Annotated in this window: 18 protein-coding genes; 6 read left to right on the forward strand and 12 right to left on the reverse strand. The window is 65.8% G+C overall.

Features of this window, described 5'->3' with window-relative positions:
* Nucleotides 1-14 precede the first annotated feature (14 nt).
* The 4 genes from panB to der all read left to right on the forward strand — a co-directional run bounded on the left by panB (nucleotide 15) and on the right by der (nucleotide 4,476).
* Nucleotides 15-872, forward strand: coding sequence for a 3-methyl-2-oxobutanoate hydroxymethyltransferase (panB, locus tag ACNFJ7_RS16360; RefSeq protein ID WP_019368413.1), 858 nt, complete (start codon nucleotides 15-17; stop codon nucleotides 870-872).
* A gap of 73 nt (nucleotides 873-945) precedes the next feature.
* The gene (locus ACNFJ7_RS16365; protein ID WP_019368414.1) at nucleotides 946-1,656 is read left to right on the forward strand and encodes a tetratricopeptide repeat protein; all 711 of its coding nucleotides are present in this window, start codon (nucleotides 946-948) and stop codon (nucleotides 1,654-1,656) included.
* Nucleotides 1,653-2,978 carry a PQQ-like beta-propeller repeat protein gene (locus ACNFJ7_RS16370; protein WP_019368415.1) on the forward strand — a complete coding sequence of 442 codons (1,326 nt, stop codon included), beginning with the start codon at nucleotides 1,653-1,655 and terminating at the stop codon, nucleotides 2,976-2,978. The genes ACNFJ7_RS16365 and ACNFJ7_RS16370 overlap by 4 nt, the downstream gene beginning before the upstream one ends.
* Nucleotides 2,979-3,105: 127 nt before the next feature.
* The gene (gene der / locus ACNFJ7_RS16375) at nucleotides 3,106-4,476 is read left to right on the forward strand and encodes a ribosome biogenesis GTPase Der (protein ID WP_019368416.1); all 1,371 of its coding nucleotides are present in this window, start codon (nucleotides 3,106-3,108) and stop codon (nucleotides 4,474-4,476) included.
* Between the two features lie 52 nt (nucleotides 4,477-4,528).
* Here der and bfr read toward each other — a convergent pair whose 3' ends face one another.
* From bfr to purL, 7 genes are all read right to left on the reverse strand, one after another.
* Nucleotides 4,529-5,011 (reverse strand): bacterioferritin, encoded by a 483-nt coding sequence (gene bfr, locus ACNFJ7_RS16380; RefSeq protein WP_019368417.1) that lies wholly within the window; start codon nucleotides 5,009-5,011, stop codon nucleotides 4,529-4,531.
* An 85-nt stretch (nucleotides 5,012-5,096) separates the two neighbouring features.
* Nucleotides 5,097-5,267, reverse strand: a complete 171-nt coding sequence (locus tag ACNFJ7_RS16385; protein ID WP_082664387.1) for a (2Fe-2S)-binding protein — start codon at nucleotides 5,265-5,267, stop codon at nucleotides 5,097-5,099.
* Between the two features lie 38 nt (nucleotides 5,268-5,305).
* On the reverse strand, nucleotides 5,306-6,547 hold the full coding sequence (locus ACNFJ7_RS16390; RefSeq protein ID WP_019368419.1) for a DUF418 domain-containing protein: 1,242 nt from the start codon (nucleotides 6,545-6,547) through the stop codon (nucleotides 5,306-5,308).
* Between the two features lie 9 nt (nucleotides 6,548-6,556).
* On the reverse strand, nucleotides 6,557-7,180 hold the full coding sequence (locus ACNFJ7_RS16395) for a nitroreductase family protein (RefSeq protein WP_019368420.1): 624 nt from the start codon (nucleotides 7,178-7,180) through the stop codon (nucleotides 6,557-6,559).
* A gap of 122 nt (nucleotides 7,181-7,302) precedes the next feature.
* A complete protein-coding gene (locus tag ACNFJ7_RS16400; protein WP_037513054.1) occupies nucleotides 7,303-7,707 on the reverse strand; it encodes a DUF3052 family protein in 405 nt (134 codons plus the stop codon).
* A 64-nt stretch (nucleotides 7,708-7,771) separates the two neighbouring features.
* The gene (locus ACNFJ7_RS16405; protein WP_019368422.1) at nucleotides 7,772-8,791 is read right to left on the reverse strand and encodes a sensor histidine kinase; all 1,020 of its coding nucleotides are present in this window, start codon (nucleotides 8,789-8,791) and stop codon (nucleotides 7,772-7,774) included.
* Between the two features lie 177 nt (nucleotides 8,792-8,968).
* Nucleotides 8,969-11,185, reverse strand: a complete 2,217-nt coding sequence (purL, locus tag ACNFJ7_RS16410) for a phosphoribosylformylglycinamidine synthase subunit PurL (protein WP_019368423.1) — start codon at nucleotides 11,183-11,185, stop codon at nucleotides 8,969-8,971.
* Nucleotides 11,186-11,283: 98 nt separating this feature from the next.
* Here purL and ACNFJ7_RS16415 point away from each other — a divergent pair, with 98 nt between their 5' ends.
* A complete protein-coding gene (locus tag ACNFJ7_RS16415; RefSeq protein WP_019368424.1) occupies nucleotides 11,284-11,658 on the forward strand; it encodes a hypothetical protein in 375 nt (124 codons plus the stop codon).
* 6 nt (nucleotides 11,659-11,664) lie between these two features.
* On the opposite strand, the gene ACNFJ7_RS16420 is transcribed toward ACNFJ7_RS16415, so the two are convergent.
* From ACNFJ7_RS16420 to ACNFJ7_RS16430, 3 genes are read right to left on the reverse strand one after another with little or no spacing between them, the layout of a single operon-like run.
* Complete coding sequence (locus ACNFJ7_RS16420) at nucleotides 11,665-12,366, reverse strand: LrgB family protein (RefSeq protein ID WP_019368425.1); 702 nt, start codon at nucleotides 12,364-12,366, stop codon at nucleotides 11,665-11,667.
* Nucleotides 12,363-12,731, reverse strand: a complete 369-nt coding sequence (locus ACNFJ7_RS16425) for a CidA/LrgA family protein (RefSeq protein WP_019368426.1) — start codon at nucleotides 12,729-12,731, stop codon at nucleotides 12,363-12,365. Before ACNFJ7_RS16425 ends, ACNFJ7_RS16420 begins: the two co-directional genes overlap by 4 nt.
* A 33-nt stretch (nucleotides 12,732-12,764) precedes the next feature.
* Nucleotides 12,765-13,169: a winged helix-turn-helix transcriptional regulator gene (locus tag ACNFJ7_RS16430; protein ID WP_019368427.1), complete on the reverse strand. Its 405-nt coding sequence runs from the start codon at nucleotides 13,167-13,169 to the stop codon at nucleotides 12,765-12,767.
* A 91-nt stretch (nucleotides 13,170-13,260) separates the two neighbouring features.
* On the opposite strand from ACNFJ7_RS16430, the gene ACNFJ7_RS16435 reads away from it, so the two are divergent.
* The gene (locus ACNFJ7_RS16435; protein ID WP_019368428.1) at nucleotides 13,261-14,109 is read left to right on the forward strand and encodes an NAD(P)H-binding protein; all 849 of its coding nucleotides are present in this window, start codon (nucleotides 13,261-13,263) and stop codon (nucleotides 14,107-14,109) included.
* Nucleotides 14,110-14,140: 31 nt separating this feature from the next.
* Here the strand turns inward: ACNFJ7_RS16435 and arsC are convergent, their stop codons facing one another.
* Entirely contained in the window at nucleotides 14,141-14,476 is a 336-nt protein-coding gene (arsC, locus tag ACNFJ7_RS16440; protein ID WP_019368429.1) for an arsenate reductase (glutaredoxin), read from the reverse strand.
* Nucleotides 14,473-15,837, reverse strand: coding sequence for an acetyl-CoA carboxylase biotin carboxylase subunit (accC, locus tag ACNFJ7_RS16445; RefSeq protein ID WP_019368430.1), 1,365 nt, complete (start codon nucleotides 15,835-15,837; stop codon nucleotides 14,473-14,475). The genes arsC and accC overlap by 4 nt, the downstream gene beginning before the upstream one ends.
* Nucleotide 15,838 lies beyond the last annotated feature (1 nt).

The raw sequence follows: 15,838 nt of genomic DNA on the forward strand, positions 1-15,838 counted from the left end.
CCTAGACCGCCTGCATGTCGCACCTCACCCTCGATACCGCCACCAGCCGCGCCAATCCCACGCCCGCTCCGATGAAGCGCGTCACGGTGCCGGCGATCCGCAAGCGCAAGGGCGGCGAGCCGCTGGTGATGCTGACCGCCTATACTGTCCGCATGGCGCAGCTGATGGATGCGCATTGCGACATGCTGCTGGTGGGCGACAGCTTGGGGCAGGTGATCTACGGCCTGCCTTCGACTGTGCCGGTGACGCTGGAGCTGATGGCGGCGCACGGGGCGGCGGTGGTGCGCGGCAGCTATCACGCGCTTGTGGTGATCGACATGCCGTTCGGCAGCTATGAAGCCTCCCCGCAGCAGGCGTTCGAAAGCGCCGCTCGACTGCTTAAGGAGACCGGCGCTGCGGCGGTGAAGCTGGAAGGCGGCGCGGCGATGGCGCCGACGGTCAGGTTCCTCAACGAGCGCGGCATCCCCGTGATTGGTCATATTGGCCTCACCCCTCAGGCGATCAACGTATTGGGCGGCTATGGTGCGCGAGGCCGCAGCGATGCCGAGCGCGCCAAGCTGGTGGGCGACGCGGTAGCGATGGACGAGGCAGGCGCCTTCGCCATTGTCGTCGAAGGCGTAATCGAACCGATCGCCGTGGAGATCACCCAGAAGGTGCAATGCCCCACCATCGGTATCGGCGCATCCGCGCAGTGCGACGGGCAGGTGCTGGTAGCCGAAGACATGCTGGGTCTGTTTGAGCGGACGCCACGTTTCGTGAAGCGCTACGACGACCTTTCCGGCCGCATTTCCGCCGCGGTTGAAACCTATGCCGAAGAAGTACGGTCCCGGGCCTTTCCGGGACCGGATCAGGTCTATGCGCCGCGGGACTGACGGAGTAGGGCGATTTGCGTTCACGGCACGCGGCGCTAAGGTCCGCGGCCGCACCAGACCCATGGAGTAGATTTTGGCGCTTCCTCCTTCCGGTACCACCGACGAGGCCTTTCTTCGTGAAGTCGACGAGGAATATCGTCGCGACCAGCTGATGCGGGTCGGGCGCCGCTATGGGCTGTGGATCGTCATCGGCGTGGTGTTGGTCCTGATCGCGCTCGCCGGCTGGCTCTATTACGATCATAGCCGTCGCACCGCTGCCGAAGCGCGCGGCGAAGAATATGATGCCGCCTTGCAGCTGGTGGTTGAAAATCAACCCGGCCAGGCAGGCCCCGCGCTCGAGAAGCTCGCGCAGGGCGACGATGGCTATGCCGCGATGGCGCGCTTCACCCAGGCCAATCTGCTGTTCGCGCAGGGGAACAAAGCGGCCGCGGCGGCGAAGTTCGCCAGCGTCGTCAATGATGCCAAGCTGGGCCAGCCCTATCGCGACCTGGCGCTCGTGCGCCAGACCCAGGCCGAATTCGACAGCCTGCAGCCGCAGGCGGTGATCCAGCGCCTCGGCACCTTCTCGAACCCCGATTCGCCGTGGTTCGGCACGGCCGGTGAAATGGTCGCCGCTGCTTATGTGAAATCGGGCAAGCGCGCCGAAGCGGCGAAACTCTATCGCCAGATCAGCGAAGCCGGAGATCGCGTGCCCGCTTCGATTCGCGAGCGCACCGCTGAAGTCGCGAAGACGCTTTCGGTCGCTCCGGCGGCCAGCCAGACCCAGGAAAAGCAAGCTAAATGAAGACCAAGGTTCGCGTAGTTGCGGCGGTAGCGGCGCTCGCGCTGGTAAGCGGTTGCGGCGTTTTCAAGGGCAGCGGCAGCCGCAAGACGCCGGTGCTTGGGGAACGTGTGCCGATCCTCGTCACGGAAAACGACATCAGCGCCGACACGACGCTGGCCAGTGTCGAGGTGCTGCTACCCGAGGCGGCGGTGAACGAAAACTGGGGGCAGCCCGGTGGCAACGCCGCGAAGTCGATGGGCCATCTAGCGCTCCGCGAGTCGCTGTCGCGGGCTTGGTCGGCGCAGGTTGCCAAGCCATCGAAGAAGGAGCGGCTAGCCGCTTCCCCGGTCGTGGAAAACAACAAGCTGTTCGTGATCGACACCGACGGCAATGTCCATGCGCTGGCGGCTGATACCGGTGCGCGGCTGTGGGAAGTGCCGACCGGCAAGGGCAAGGGCAATCGGGGCGCGCTGTTCGGCGGTGGCGTGAGCGTTGAGGGCGATCGCGTGTTCGCCGCCAATGGGCTTGGCGACGTGGTGGCGCTGAACATCGCCGATGGCAGCGAGATCTGGCGCACCCGCCCCGGCGGCCCGCTGCGCGGGGCGCCCACGCTGGCCAACGGCAACGTCTATGTGGTGACGCAGGACAACCAGCTCTTCGCGCTCAGCCAGGAGAAGGGCGAGCTTTCGTGGAGCGCCACCGCCAGCCTGGAATCGCAGGGCGTGTTCGGCGTGGCCGCTCCCGCTTCCGCGCAGGGCACGGTGATTGCCGGCTTCTCTTCGGGCGAGCTCAACGCGTATCGCTACGAGAATGGGCTGTCGCTGTGGGGCGACGTGCTGACGCGCAACACGATGACAACCTCGGTCTCCTCGCTGTCCGACATCGATGCCGAGCCGGTGATCGATCAGGGCCGCGTCTATGCGCTGGGCGAGGGCGGCCGCATGGTCGCGGTCGACATCACCAGTGGATCGACCTTGTGGGAGCAAAGCATCGGCGGGCTTTCCTCGCCTTGGGCGGCGGGCGAATGGCTGTTCGTGGTCACCGATGACGCGCGGCTGCTTTGCCTTGCCCGTAGCAGCGGCAAGCCGCGCTGGATCGTCCAGCTGCAGCGCTACAAGAACGAGAAGAAGGCGAAGAACCCGATCAGTTGGAAGGGCCCGCTGGCGGCTGGTGGGCGGCTGCTGCTCGTCAACAGCCTTGGCGACGTCGTTTCGGTTTCGCCTAAGGACGGCAGCATCCTGTCGAAGATGGAAACCAAGGATTCGGTGACGCTCCCGCCGGTGATCGCCAACAACACCCTGTATCTGCTCGACGACAAAGGCCGCTTGACCGCCTATCGCTGAGCCGACGCCTCCGGCGGAATGCCGGGGGACCAGAACCCATGCGGGGGCCGGGGCTTCATGCTCCGGCCCCCGTCGTATTCGGCGCCGGGCTTTTCGCCGCGTGCCCGTATGAGTAAAGAGATCAGCTATGCCTTTGCCGACCGTCGCCATCATCGGACGCCCCAATGTGGGCAAGTCCACCCTGTTCAACCGCCTGGTCGGCAAGCGGCTCGCGCTGGTGGACGACCAGCCGGGCGTGACGCGGGATCGTCGCGAGGGCGAGGCTTCGTTGCTCGGCCTGGATTTCCGCGTGATCGACACGGCTGGATATGAAGACGAAGATGCGGCGACGCTGCCAGGCCGGATGCGCGCTCAGACCGAGGCTGCGGTGCGCGAGGCGGACGTCTCGTTGTTTCTGGTCGACGCTCGGGCAGGCGTGACGCCGCTCGACGAGGAAATCTCGCGCTGGCTGCGTTCGACCGATCGCCCTGTCGTGCTCGTGGCGAACAAGGCCGAAGGGCGCGCCGGCGAGGCGGGTATCTTGGAGGCGATGGCGCTGGGCCTGGGCGAGCCAATCCCTTTTTCCGCCGAACATGGTGAAGGCGTTGCCGATCTGTTCGAGGCGCTGCTTCCCCATCTCGAGCGCGACGAGGAAGAGGTTGAGGACGAAAACCCCGACAATCCCAACGCGCCGCTGAAGCTGGCGATCGTCGGTCGTCCCAATGCCGGCAAGTCGACCCTGGTCAACCGCCTGCTAGGTGAAGACCGGATGATCACCGGCCCCGAGGCGGGGATCACCCGCGATTCAATAGCGATCGATTGGGAATGGACCGACGCGGACGGCCAGAGACGCCCTGTGCGGCTGATCGACACGGCTGGGCTGCGCAAGCGCGCCCGAGTCGAAGAGAAGCTGGAGAAACTTTCCGTGGCCGATACGCTGCGCTCGATCGACTTCGCCGAAGTGGTCGTGCTGCTGCTCGATGCCACGCGCGGGCTGGAAGTGCAGGACCTGAAGATCGCCGATCGCGTGCTGCAGGAAGGTCGCGCGCTGATCATCGCGCTCAACAAATGGGATGTGGCAGAGAACGCGTCCAGCCTATTCAACGGGGTGAAGGGGGCACTGGACGAGGGATTGGCGCAGGTGAAGGGTGTGCCGCTGCTCACCGTATCGGCTGCGACCGGCAAGGGGCTGGACGTGCTGATTCGGGTGGCGTTCGAAACGCGCGACGCCTGGTCGCGTCGCGTTTCCACCGGCCAGCTGAACCGCTGGTTCGAACGCGCGATTGAAGCCAATCCGCCGCCCGCACCGGGCGGCAAGCGGATCAAGCCGCGCTACGTGACGCAGAACAAGACGCGACCGCCCAGCTTCGTGCTGTTCGGAACGCGGGTCGATCTGCTGCCGACGAGCTATCAACGCTATTTGATCAATGGGTTACGCCGCGAGTTCGACTTCGGCGCGGTGCCGGTGCGGCTCACGCTGCGCGCGCCCAAGAACCCGTTCGACCGCGACAAGAGCTGAACCCGGCTATGGCAGGCCCGGCGCGGTTCGCTGCGCCGGGCCTGCCCTGCGATCAATCGGCTTCCGCAGGTTTGCTGTTGAGCTGAATATAATTTTCCAGACCCATGCGCGCGATCATGTCGAACTGGCGTTCCAGCGTGTCGACATGTTCTTCTTCGCTGGTGAGGATATAGGCGAACAGGTCGCGGCTCACGAAATCGCGCACCGCTTCGCAATGCTGAACAGCATCGCGCAGTACGGCGATGGCTTCCATCTCGAGCGCGAGATCGCCACGCAGGATTTCCTCGACATTTTCGCCGATGCGGAGACGGCCGAGCAGCTGGAAGTTGGGCAGGCCGTTGAGGAACAAGATGCGCTCCGCCAATTTATCGGCGTGCTTCATCTCGTCGATTGATTCGTGACGCTCAAATTCGGCGAGCTTGTGAATGCCCCAATTATCGAGCATTCGATAATGCAACCAGTATTGGTTGATCGCGGTCAGTTCATTCTTGAGGACTTCGTTCAGATACTCAATTACTTTTGCGTCGCCTTGCATCGCGAGAAACTCCTTCCCGGAAGCTTCTAGCGCGAATGGAAAGAGAAAAAAACCTAGGAAATCTGCGGTTTTTTACTTGCGACTGTCACGCAGCCGCACGTTCTTCCGCGATAATGGCTCGCGCGAACGGCACGCACTGGCCGCATTTGGCTTGGCAGCCCAGCGCGCGATAGGCTTGGCATGCACTTTGGGCGCCTTGGCGCGCCGCTTCCCGTACTTCACGTTCACGAAGGGCATTGCACACGCAAACAACCATCGGAAATCCCTCGAATCTCTCGCGCAGCCCGTATAAGGCTACTGCGAGCGACTTGCAAGGCTATTGCGAATGGGTTGCAGCTCTGCTCGTGAGAGGCTGCGCCACAGCCACTCGAACGGGCCGTAGCGAAAATGCCGCAGCCACAAGGGCGACCACAGAAGCAGAAGTGTCCACACGGCAAGCACGACCGGGTAAAGCTGCCAGCGGCTGAGCTTTCCATAGATTCCCGCGCCATAGCCGTAGAACAGCAGCGTGCAGAGAATGCTGGTGGCAAGATAATTGGTGAACGCCATGCGCCCCACCGCCGCCAATCGGGTCGCCAGCGGGCTGCCGGTGCGCATCACAAGCAGGATAAGGCAGATCCAGCCGACGATCATGACCGGGCGCACCAGGCCTGGGAGGGTGACGGCGCCGAGCATCACGGCGAACAGGCTGAACTTCGCGCCGAGCACGAACGCGGCAAGCGCCGCATAGATGGGCAGGGTGATCGCCCAGCACCACAGGAACCAGTGCCGATAGCGCTCGGGGGGCCATGCGCCGGTCAGCAGGCCGCTGCGCAGCGCCGCCATCCCGAACAGCATATAGCCTAACGTCTCCCACCCATAGACCATCAACATCGAGAGCGGGCTGGTGCCATGTTCGGCCACGCGCTGGGACAGGAGTGCGGTGTAGGTGCTGCGGTGGAGGGTAAGTTTATCGGTAATGTGATCGGCCGCGGGCGTGCCGAAGGTCTCGACCAGCGCCTTCAGCGCGCCGGAACCGCCCGGCTGCGTCGAATGCGTGAGATGCCAGGCAGATACGGTAAGATCGCCGAACAGAAAGGTGCTGACCAGCACCAGTACGGTGCCCAGGCCCAACAGTCGCGGCACCGGCAACTTGCGCAGCGGAAAGGCAGCCATGCCCACCAGCGCATAATGGGCGAGGATATCGCCATGCCATACCAGCCAGAGATGGGCGAAGCCGAAGACAAGCAGCCAGCCCATGCGGGCATAATGAACGCGGGCGGGATCGTCCCCCTTGGCCTCCGCCGCATCCGCCACGATCAGCAGCGATGCGCCGAACAGGAAGGAGAACAGGCCGCGCATCCTGCCGTCGAAGAAGAGGAAGTTGATCAGCCAGGCGGCAAGATCGGCCCCGTGCCAGCCGCCATAGGCGCGCGGATTGAAATAGGCGGCGTCGGGCATCGCGAAGCTGACGATGTTCAGCAACAGGATGCCGAGAACGGCTACGCCGCGCACCATGTCGATCGTGGGCAGGCGCTGGAGGACGGGTGTGTTCACGCCTAGGCGTTACAACCAACTGCTGATCTGATCGAGAGGCTTGCGGACGGCCGCCGCCTCCGGGATCGCGGCATCCTCGGCCGGGTGGCCCACCACGATCATCGCGATCGGCCGTTCATGCGCGGGCCGGCGGCAGAGCCGGTTCAAAAATCGCGCCGGCGTCGCGGTGTGGACCAGGCTGGCCAGCCCCGCTTCGTGAAGCGCGGTGAGCAGCAGCCCGCACGCGATGCCGACGCTTTCGGTCACATGCGGGTTGGGAACGCTGTCAGTCCCGTTCCGCGTCACACCGAACACGACGATCACGAAGGGGGCAATTTCCAGATACGGCTTTTCGGCAGTCGTTCCCAAGCCGCGAAGCAGCCCCTGCCATTCACTGCCCCCGATGCCACCATAGAAGTTCCGCTCCTCCTCTTCGACCGCTACACGCAGCGCGGTCTTTGCGCCCGGCGACGAGAGCACGGCGAAGTGCCAAGGCTGACGGTTGGCGCCGCTGGGTGCGGAACCGGCAGCACGCAGCGCGGCTTCGATGGTGGCGCGCGCCACCGGCCGGCCGGAGAAACTGCGGCAGCTGTGGCGGGATGCGATTTGCTTGAAGAACGCTGTCGCACGAGAGGTGCGCTCGTCATCGGTCATTTCACGGGTTTTCGGCCAATGCGGCATGGTGGGGCATAGATCCAAGGGGAAGGCGCGAATCTCGCCCATCCGGCCCCAGATGTCGATCCGGTTCTTCTGCGTACGTGGCTGCTTTCGCTAGGCTATGCCGGCGTCGCCTGGTTGTGCGGGACGAGCTTCACGCCGGTCCAGTCGCTGCCGATCGCGCAGCGATCCTGCTCGACCAGGCCGTGCATCGCCGCTGTCGAGGTCAGCTGCTCCGCGCCGCATTGCGTGCCGCCGCCGGTCGGATGCGAAACCCAGATGAACCCATTGGAGGCGATCAACGGCCGGAGGGCGCCCAGTTCCCGGTCAAGGTGGTGCGCCGTCGGTGCGAACAGATAGGCGGCCTGCAGCCCGTCGCTGGCGCAGCAAAGCTCCTCCACGTCGCTGCGATCGGGAGCGATCGCCTCTCTGATGCTTGGCGGCATATCGTGAAACCACACGCGCATGCCGGGCTTCAGGCCAAGGCGGGCGGCGAGGGGGCTTCCCGGGTAGCGTTCGGACATGGCGGCGCTCCTTACAGCTAGCCTATCCTATCCGCTTCCGCAGCGCCAGCAGCGTTGACCGGAATCAACGCTCGTCGTTTGCGGGGATATTCTGCAAGCGCAGGATCGTGCCGGGATGTGCCGGGCGGATCGAAAGCGTTGCGCCCATGCCCTGCGCCAAGCTGCGGGCAATTCGCAGGCCCAGGCTGTCGGTGCGCGCGACGTCGAAGTCATCGGCTACGCCGAGCCCGTCATCGACGACCGACAGCGACAGCGCCGCGCCCTCAGAACAGATCGAAACCGTGATCGTCCCCTGATCGCGCCCGGCAAAGCCATGCTCGATCGCGTTGGCGACGGCTTCCGCGACGATCAACGCGATCGGAATCGCACGATCGGGCGGCAGCATCAGGCTGGTGGACGATTCGACCCTATGGACCACGCCGGGTTTGCCGCTGCTCTCCGCAAGATCATCCACCAGTCGGCTGATGAAGGCGCCGATCGCCAGCGGCTCGCCACGCGAGCCATATAGCCCGCGCTGGATGCGCCCGATAAGCTGCAGCTGGCTCGCCGCATCACCGATGGCGCGGCGAGCTTCCTCGTCCTGCGTGCTGCGCTGCTGCAGGCTGAGCAGCGCGCCGACCATCTGAAGATTGTTCGAGACGCGGTGCTGCAGTTCCTCGAACAAAATCTCGCTGCGTTCGGCCAGTTCGGCGCTGCGCTCGCGCTCGAGCGACAGGTGGCGATTCGCCCGCTGCATCCAGTGCACGAGCAGAATGTCGACCGTCACCACCCCCACATAAAAGGCCAGCGCGACCGGCGTGCCGCGCTGGAGCCCGAAGCTGCGGAACGGCGGGATGAAGAAATACCAGGCGAGCAGCCCGCAGAGCACCGCCGCCACAATCCCCGGCCCGCGGCCGAACAGGAATGAGGACAGGATAACCGCAGGAAAGAAGGTGAGGTAGGGAAAGCCCGGCGGGAAATGCGGGTCGAGCACCAGGCGGAGCCACCAGGAAGCGATACAAAGCGCGATCGCGATGCCATAGGCAAGACGCCGCCGATCCGCGAGCAACGGCAACCGTTCCAGCGATCGACCGAAAGACGTCATTCCTCGCGCATCTCCCCGGTCTGTGCCGCGCAACGGCGCAGCGCTCTCCTAAATGGAGGCTGCCTGGCATGTTCCTTCCGCCAGAAATAAATCGGACGCAAGCCGTTCATCATCGCCAAACGTAACCGCGCAGCCAGTGCGCGATTCGAGCAACGTGGGACGATGGTGCGGCGCCGGTCAGACGGCGGCTTCGGTTCTCATCAGTGCGGGGAAGAAGCCCTCATGCGCGACGCGCAGATCCTCAAGGCTGACGCAGAAATCGCCTTCCTCCAGCTCGAAGATGATGCGGTTCGCGATGGTGCGGCCGATCGGATCGGCGGCGAGGCCGGCCTTGTCGGCGGCGACCAGGAAGTCGGCCAGCGCCTCGTCCTTCACCGTCACGACGTACAGGCCCTGGTCCTCGCCGAACCAGCTGCCGGCGACGCCGAACGGCTGGGGCTGATCGAGGATCGCGCCTATGTTCGAGGCCAGCGCCATTTCGGCAACGGCAACGGCAAGGCCGCCGTCGGACACGTCATGGCAGGCGGTGATCGCGCCGCCGCAGATCGCCGAGCGGATGAAGGCGCCGGTGCGGCGCTCCATCATCAGGTCGACGGGCGGGGGCGGGCCTTCCTCGCGGCCGCAGATCTCGCGCAGCCAGATCGACTGGCCGAGATGGCCGCCGCGCTCGCCGACCGCGATGATCACGTCGCCGGTGCCCTTGAAGGCGATGGTGCAGTTCCTTTGCCAATCCTTGAGCAGGCCGATCGCGCCGATCGCGGGCGTCGGCAGGATCGCCGAGCCGCCGCCGGTCGCCTTGCTCTCGTTGTAGAGGCTGACATTGCCCGAGACGATCGGGAAGTCGAGCGCGCGGCAGGCGTCGCTCATGCCTTCGAGGCAGCCGACGATCTGGCCCATGATCTCCGGGCGCTGCGGGTTGGCGAAGTTGAGGCAGTTGGTCACCGCCAGCGGGGTCGCGCCCACCGCGGAGAGGTTGCGCCACGCTTCGGCAATCGCCTGCTTACCGCCCTCTACGGGATCCGCGAAGCAATAACGCGGCGTGCAATCGGTGGTGATCGCCAGACCCTTGTCGGTGCCGTGGACGCGGACGACCGCCGCGTCGCCGCCCGGGCGCTGCACGGTGTCGCCGCCGACCATGTGGTCATACTGTTCCCAGATCCAGCGGCGGCTGGCGATGTCCGGCGAGCCCATCAGCTTGAGCAGGTCGGCGGCGGGATCGGTGCATTCCGGCACGTTCTGCAGCTCGGGCTGCTTGGGCGTCGGCACGTGCGGGCGATCGTAGAGCGGTGCGTCGTCGGCCAGCGGGGCGAGCGGGATGTCGCACACCACGTCGCCCTTCCACTTGAGCACCATGCGGCCGGTGTCGGTGACATGGCCGATGACGGCGAAATCGAGCTCCCACTTGCGGAAGATCGCCTCGGCGAAATCCTCGCGGCCGGGCTTGAGCACCATCAGCATGCGCTCCTGGGACTCGGAGAGCATCATCTCATAGGGCGTCATGCCGGTTTCGCGCTGGGGCACGTCGTCCATGATCAGCTCGATGCCGACGCCGCCCTTCGACGCCATTTCGACCGAGGAGGAGGTGAGGCCGGCGGCGCCCATGTCCTGGATCGCGACGATCGCGTCCGAGGCCATCAGCTCGAGGCAGGCTTCGATCAGCAGCTTCTCGGTGAACGGATCGCCGACCTGGACGGTGGGGCGCTTCTCTTCCGAATCCTCGCCGAAATCGGCCGAGGCCATGGTGGCGCCGTGGATGCCGTCGCGGCCGGTCTTGGAGCCGACATAGACGATCGGATTGCCGACGCCCGAGGCGGCCGAATAGAAGATCTTGTCCGTATCGGCGATGCCCACGGTCATCGCGTTGACCAGGATGTTGCCGTCATAGGCCGGGTGGAAGTTCACCTCGCCGCCGACCGTCGGCACGCCGACGCAATTGCCATAGCCGCCGATGCCATGGACGACCCCGGCGATCAGGTGCTTCATCTTGGGATGATCGGGCCGGCCGAAGCGCAGCGCGTTCATGTTGGCGATCGGGCGCGCGCCCATGGTGAACACGTCGCGCAGGATGCCGCCCACGCCGGTCGCCGCACCCTGATAGGGCTCGATGTAGCTCGGGTGGTTGTGGCTCTCCATCTTGAAGATGGCTGCCTGGCCGTCGCCGATGTCGACGACGCCGGCATTCTCGCCGGGGCCGCAGATCACCTGCGGGCCGGTGGTCGGCAGCTTCTTCAGGTGGATGCGGCTGGACTTGTAGCTGCAATGCTCGGACCACATCACCGAGAAGATGCCGAGCTCGGTCAGGTTCGGCTCGCGACCGAGCGCCTTCAGGACGCGGTCATATTCTTCGGGCGACAGGCCGTGCTCGGCCACGATCTCGGGCGTGATCTGGGTCATGGCCGGACCCCTTAGCGGGGTGTTCGCCGCGCGTCACCCCGGCAGTTGCAGCAGAAGAAGCGAAGATGCCATTAACATAGATTGTGCTATCAGGCGGTATGCCCATCCTGCCCCTTTCCGGCTGTGGACTGCGCGCCGACGATCCGCTGGCACCATTGCCGGCGGCGTGGGAGTGCGACCTGCTGACGAATGCATTGCGCTGGTCTCCCGGAGTCTATGACCTGTTCGGATTTCCCCGCGGCCTGGTGGTGACGCGGGGCGAGGCGGTGGCGATGTACACGCCGGAATCGGCGGCGCTGCTGGAGGCGGTGCGAAGCCGAGCGATTGCCGAGGCAAGCAGCTTCACCATCGATGTGACGATCCAACGCCGCGACGGCGCGTTTCGCCGGATGCGGCTGACGGCGGACGTGGAGTGCCGCGATCGCCAGCCGGTGCGGCTCTATGGCACCAAACAGGATGTGACGGACGAATAGGGGCGACTACAGCACTGCCCAGAGCGTCAGCAGCAGCGCGGTCATCACGGCGTTGAGTGCCATGCCGATGCCTGCGAAGGTGCCGCCGAGTTCGGAAACTTGAAAGGCGCGGGCGGTGCCGATGCCATGGGCGGATACGCCGGCCGCAAACCCGCGGACCCGATAGTCCGCGATCCGCAACGCGTTCAGGAGCGGCGTGGCAACCATCGCGCCGAACACGCCGGCGATCAGCACCACCACTGCCGCCAGCGCCGGGATGCCGCCGAGTTGAGTCGCCAGCGCCATCGCGACCGGCGTCGTAACCGAACGCGGCGCGACCGTTGCGAGGATCTGCGCGGTGCCGCCGAACGCCCAGACGATGCCGGTGACGCTAGCGATTGCGGTCAGCGAGCCGGCGAACAGGGCGAGCAACAGGGGGACGGCGACACGGCGGACCAGCGCGCGGTTGCGCCACAGCGGCACCGCCAGCCCCACCGTCGCCGGGCCCAGCAGGAAGCTGAGCATTGCCGTGTGCTTGGCATAGACGGGATAAGGGGTGCGCGTGGCGAGCAGGATCGCGATCAGCACCGGGGTCGCGGTCAGTACCGGATGGCAGAGCGGGTGGCGATTGCTGCGCTTCGACAGGCGGTCGGCGCCTTCGAACACGAGCAGCGTCGTGGTGAGCCACAGGAGCGGTGTGGTCTGAAGAGACTGCCAGAGCACGCTCATGCGCCCGGCTCCATCCTCGCCAGCGCCCAGCGGAAAACGAGCGCGGTCACCACCATGGTCAGCAGCGTCGAGGCGAGGGTCGCAAGGATGATCGCGACGCCGTTCTTCGCCAGCACGGGCCCCTCCTCGATCAGGCCGACGGCGGCGGGTACGAACATCACCGAAAGATGCGCGGTGAGCCAGGCAGAGACCTGCACCAGGGCGGGCCGTTCGCCCGGGCGGAGCAGCAGCCAGCCAAGCAGCAGGAACATGCCGATCACAGCGCCGGGCAGCGGCAGGCCGGAGAGCAGGTGGATCCCCTCGCCGAGCAGCTGGCAGAGGAGCAGGGTGGCGATGGCGGCGATCATGGCGGCGTGCCATGCCATGGCGGCGCGACGTGGTACACTGCGGGATGGGCGCTATTCTGCCGCCTCGTCCAGCGATGCCGGCATCAGATCGGCAAGGTTGGCCTGGATCCACTCGACCAGATCCTCGACCTTGGCGGCAGCGTCGCGCCCGAGCGGGGTCAGGCTGTATTCGACATGCGGGGGCACCACCGGCAGGCTGCGACGCGTGACGAGATGATGTACCTCCAACTGCTGGAGCGTCTGGGCGAGCATGCGTTCGCTCACCCCGTTCACGCGTCGGCGCAACTCGCTGAAGCGGCGGGTACCATCCTGCAGCGCCACCAGCACGAGCAGGCCCCAGCTGCTGGTGATCCGCTTGAGCACGGCGCGCGACGGGCAATCGGGCACGAACACATCGCCGCGATCCATCATCGCGGCCAGCGTGCGGGAGGGGGTGCGAAGCGCCTCGCTCGACATTTTTAATACTTACCTTTGTGTGCGTACTTACGATTCGTAAGTGGGGCGCTAGATCGCAGGCGTCAATCCACAACCGAAAGGAAGACCTGCCATGTTCGCCGTTACCGGAGCCTCGGGCCAGCTGGGCCGCCTCGTGATCGAGTCGCTGCTGGGCAAGGTTGCCCCCGGCCAGATCGTCGCGCTGGTGCGCAATCCCGAAAGCGTCGCCGATTTCGCCGCCAAGGGCGTGACGGTGCGCCCGTTCGACTATGATGCACCGGAAACGCTGCCCTCGAGCCTTGCGGGTGTCACCCGCCTGCTGCTTATCTCGGGCAATGCGATCGGCAGCCGCGTGCCGCAGCACCGCGCGGTGATCGACGCGGCGAAGGCGGCGGGGGTGGCGCTGATCGCCTATACCAGCCTGCTCCGCGCGCAGACCTCGCCGATGCAGATGGCGGTCGAGCACAAGGCGACCGAGGAGCTGCTTGCCGCCAGCGGCGTGCCGCATGCACTGCTGCGCAACGGCTGGTACACCGAGAATTACCTGATGAGCGCCGGCCCCGCGATCGAGCATGGCGTGCTGATCGGCAGCGCGGGCGAGGGGCTGGTCTCGGGTGCGGCGCGGGCGGATTATGCCGAAGCGGCCGCAGTGGTGCTGGCGCGTGGCGAGGCGGGGACGTTCGAGCTGGCCGGCGATAGCGGTTTCACCCACGCCGAACTGGCGGCGGCGCTGGCCGAGGCCTCGGGCAAGCCGGTGGCGTATCAGGACCTGCCGCAGGCGGACTATGCCAAGGCGCTGGAAGGCGCGGGGTTGCCGGGCCCGTTCGCGGCGATCCTCGCGGACAGCGATGCGCGGGTCGCGGACGGCGCCCTGTTCGATGATTCGAAGACGCTGTCCGGGCTGATCGGCCGCCCGACCACGCCGTGGCGCGAGACGATTGTGGCGGGGGTGCGGGGCTGAAAAATTCCTCCCCGTACCGGGGAGGAGCTTTTTACAGGATTTCCCGCACCTTTTCCGGCGGGCGACCCAGCCGCACGCCGCGCTCGGTTACCACCAGCGGGCGTTCGATCAGGATCGGGTTCGCCGCCATCGCGTCGAGGATGGTGTCGTCGTCCGCCCCTTTCAGCGGCTTGGCGGCGCCCTCCGCGATGCGCAGGCCTTCACGGGCGGTCATCCCCGCACGCTTGTACAGCTCCGCCAGCGTCTCGCGGGCCGGCGGGGTCTTCAGATATTCGATCACCTCCACCTCGGCGCCGGCGTCCTTGAGGATCGCCAGCGCCTCGCGCGACTTGGAGCAGCGCGGGTTGTGGTAAATCGTGGCCTTCACGCCGCGGCTGTCTCGTCTTGGCGAGCCAGCCACTCCTCGAGCCACTTGATCGTGTACTCGCCCTTCTGGAACTCGGGATCGTCGAGCAGTGCCTGGTGGAGCGGGATCGTCGTCTTGATGCCGTCGACCACGAACTCCTCGAGCGCGCGCTTCAGTCGCAGGATGCAGCCCTCGCGGGTGCGGCCATAGACGATCAGCTTGGCGATCATCGAATCATAGTAAGGCGGGATCCGGTAGCCCGAATAGATGCCGCTATCGACGCGGACGTGCATGCCGCCCGGCGCGTGGAAGTGGGTGATCGTGCCCGGCGAGGGTGCGAAAGTCCGCGGATCCTCGGCGTTGATGCGGCATTCGATCGCGTGGCCGCGGAACTCCAGATCCTCCTGGCGCACCGACAGGCCATGCCCTTCGGCGACGCGGATCTGTTCGCGGACCAGGTCCATGCCGGTGATCATCTCGGTCACCGGATGCTCGACCTGGAGGCGGGTGTTCATCTCGATGAAGTAGAACTCGCCATTTTCCCACAGGAACTCGATCGTGCCGGCGCCGCGATAGCCCATGTCGGACATCGCCTTAGCGACGATCCCGCCCATGCGCGCGCGCTCTTCCGGCGTGATGACCGGCGACAGCGCCTCTTCGAGCACCTTCTGGTGGCGGCGCTGGAGCGAGCAGTCGCGCTCGCCGAGATGGATCGCGTTGCCGTTGCCGTCGCCGAACACCTGGAATTCGATGTGGCGCGGATTGCCGAGATACTTCTCAAGATAGACGGTGGCATCGCCGAACGCAGCCTTCGCCTCGCTGCCGGCCTGTTGCATCAGCGTTTCGAGCTGGTCCTCGCTGGTGCAGACCTTCATGCCGCGACCACCGCCGCCCGAGGCAGCCTTGATGATCACCGGATAGCCGGCCTTGGCGGCGATCGCCTTGGCTTCTTCCAGATCCGCGATCGGGCCGTCCGAGCCCGGCACCAGCGGCAGGCCGAGCGCGCCGGCGGTGCGCTTCGCCTCGATCTTGTCGCCCATGGTGCGGATATGCTCGGGCTTGGGGCCGACGAAGATCAGCCCGTGCGCCTCGACGATCTCGGCGAACTGGGCGTTCTCCGAAAGGAAGCCATAGCCCGGGTGGATCGCATCCGCGCCCGAGATCTCGGCGGCCGAGATGATGTTCGGGATGTTGAGATAGCTCTCCGCCGCCGACGGCGGGCCGATGCAGATCGCCTCGTCCGCCAGGCGCACATGCATCGCATCGGCATCGGCGGTGGAGTGCACCGCCACCGTCTTGATGCCCATTTCATGGCAGGCGCGGTGGATGCGCAGCGCGATCTCGCCGCGATTGGCGATCAGCAGCTTCTTGATCTCGGGCATG

Origin of the sequence: Sphingomonas sp. HT-1 (assembly GCF_048568905.1) — a bacterium.
Classification (GTDB): domain Bacteria; phylum Pseudomonadota; class Alphaproteobacteria; order Sphingomonadales; family Sphingomonadaceae; genus Sphingomonas.

Coding starts and splice junctions, on each gene's coding strand:
- ACNFJ7_RS16420 (WP_019368425.1), bottom strand. CDS start 12,366: ATGAGCGTGCTCTGGCAGTCTCTTCAGACCACACCGCTCCTGTGGCTC.
- panB (WP_019368413.1), top strand. CDS start 15: ATGTCGCACCTCACCCTCGATACCGCCACCAGCCGCGCCAATCCCACG.
- der (WP_019368416.1), top strand. CDS start 3,106: ATGCCTTTGCCGACCGTCGCCATCATCGGACGCCCCAATGTGGGCAAG.
- bfr (WP_019368417.1), bottom strand. CDS start 5,011: ATGCAAGGCGACGCAAAAGTAATTGAGTATCTGAACGAAGTCCTCAAG.
- ACNFJ7_RS16400 (WP_037513054.1), bottom strand. CDS start 7,707: ATGTCCGAACGCTACCCGGGAAGCCCCCTCGCCGCCCGCCTTGGCCTG.
- ACNFJ7_RS16425 (WP_019368426.1), bottom strand. CDS start 12,731: ATGGCATGGCACGCCGCCATGATCGCCGCCATCGCCACCCTGCTCCTC.
- ACNFJ7_RS16405 (WP_019368422.1), bottom strand. CDS start 8,791: ATGACGTCTTTCGGTCGATCGCTGGAACGGTTGCCGTTGCTCGCGGAT.
- accC (WP_019368430.1), bottom strand. CDS start 15,837: ATGCCCGAGATCAAGAAGCTGCTGATCGCCAATCGCGGCGAGATCGCG.
- purL (WP_019368423.1), bottom strand. CDS start 11,185: ATGACCCAGATCACGCCCGAGATCGTGGCCGAGCACGGCCTGTCGCCC.
- ACNFJ7_RS16395 (WP_019368420.1), bottom strand. CDS start 7,180: ATGACCGATGACGAGCGCACCTCTCGTGCGACAGCGTTCTTCAAGCAA.
- ACNFJ7_RS16435 (WP_019368428.1), top strand. CDS start 13,261: ATGTTCGCCGTTACCGGAGCCTCGGGCCAGCTGGGCCGCCTCGTGATC.
- ACNFJ7_RS16370 (WP_019368415.1), top strand. CDS start 1,653: ATGAAGACCAAGGTTCGCGTAGTTGCGGCGGTAGCGGCGCTCGCGCTG.
- ACNFJ7_RS16385 (WP_082664387.1), bottom strand. CDS start 5,267: ATGGTTGTTTGCGTGTGCAATGCCCTTCGTGAACGTGAAGTACGGGAA.
- ACNFJ7_RS16430 (WP_019368427.1), bottom strand. CDS start 13,169: ATGTCGAGCGAGGCGCTTCGCACCCCCTCCCGCACGCTGGCCGCGATG.
- ACNFJ7_RS16415 (WP_019368424.1), top strand. CDS start 11,284: ATGCCCATCCTGCCCCTTTCCGGCTGTGGACTGCGCGCCGACGATCCG.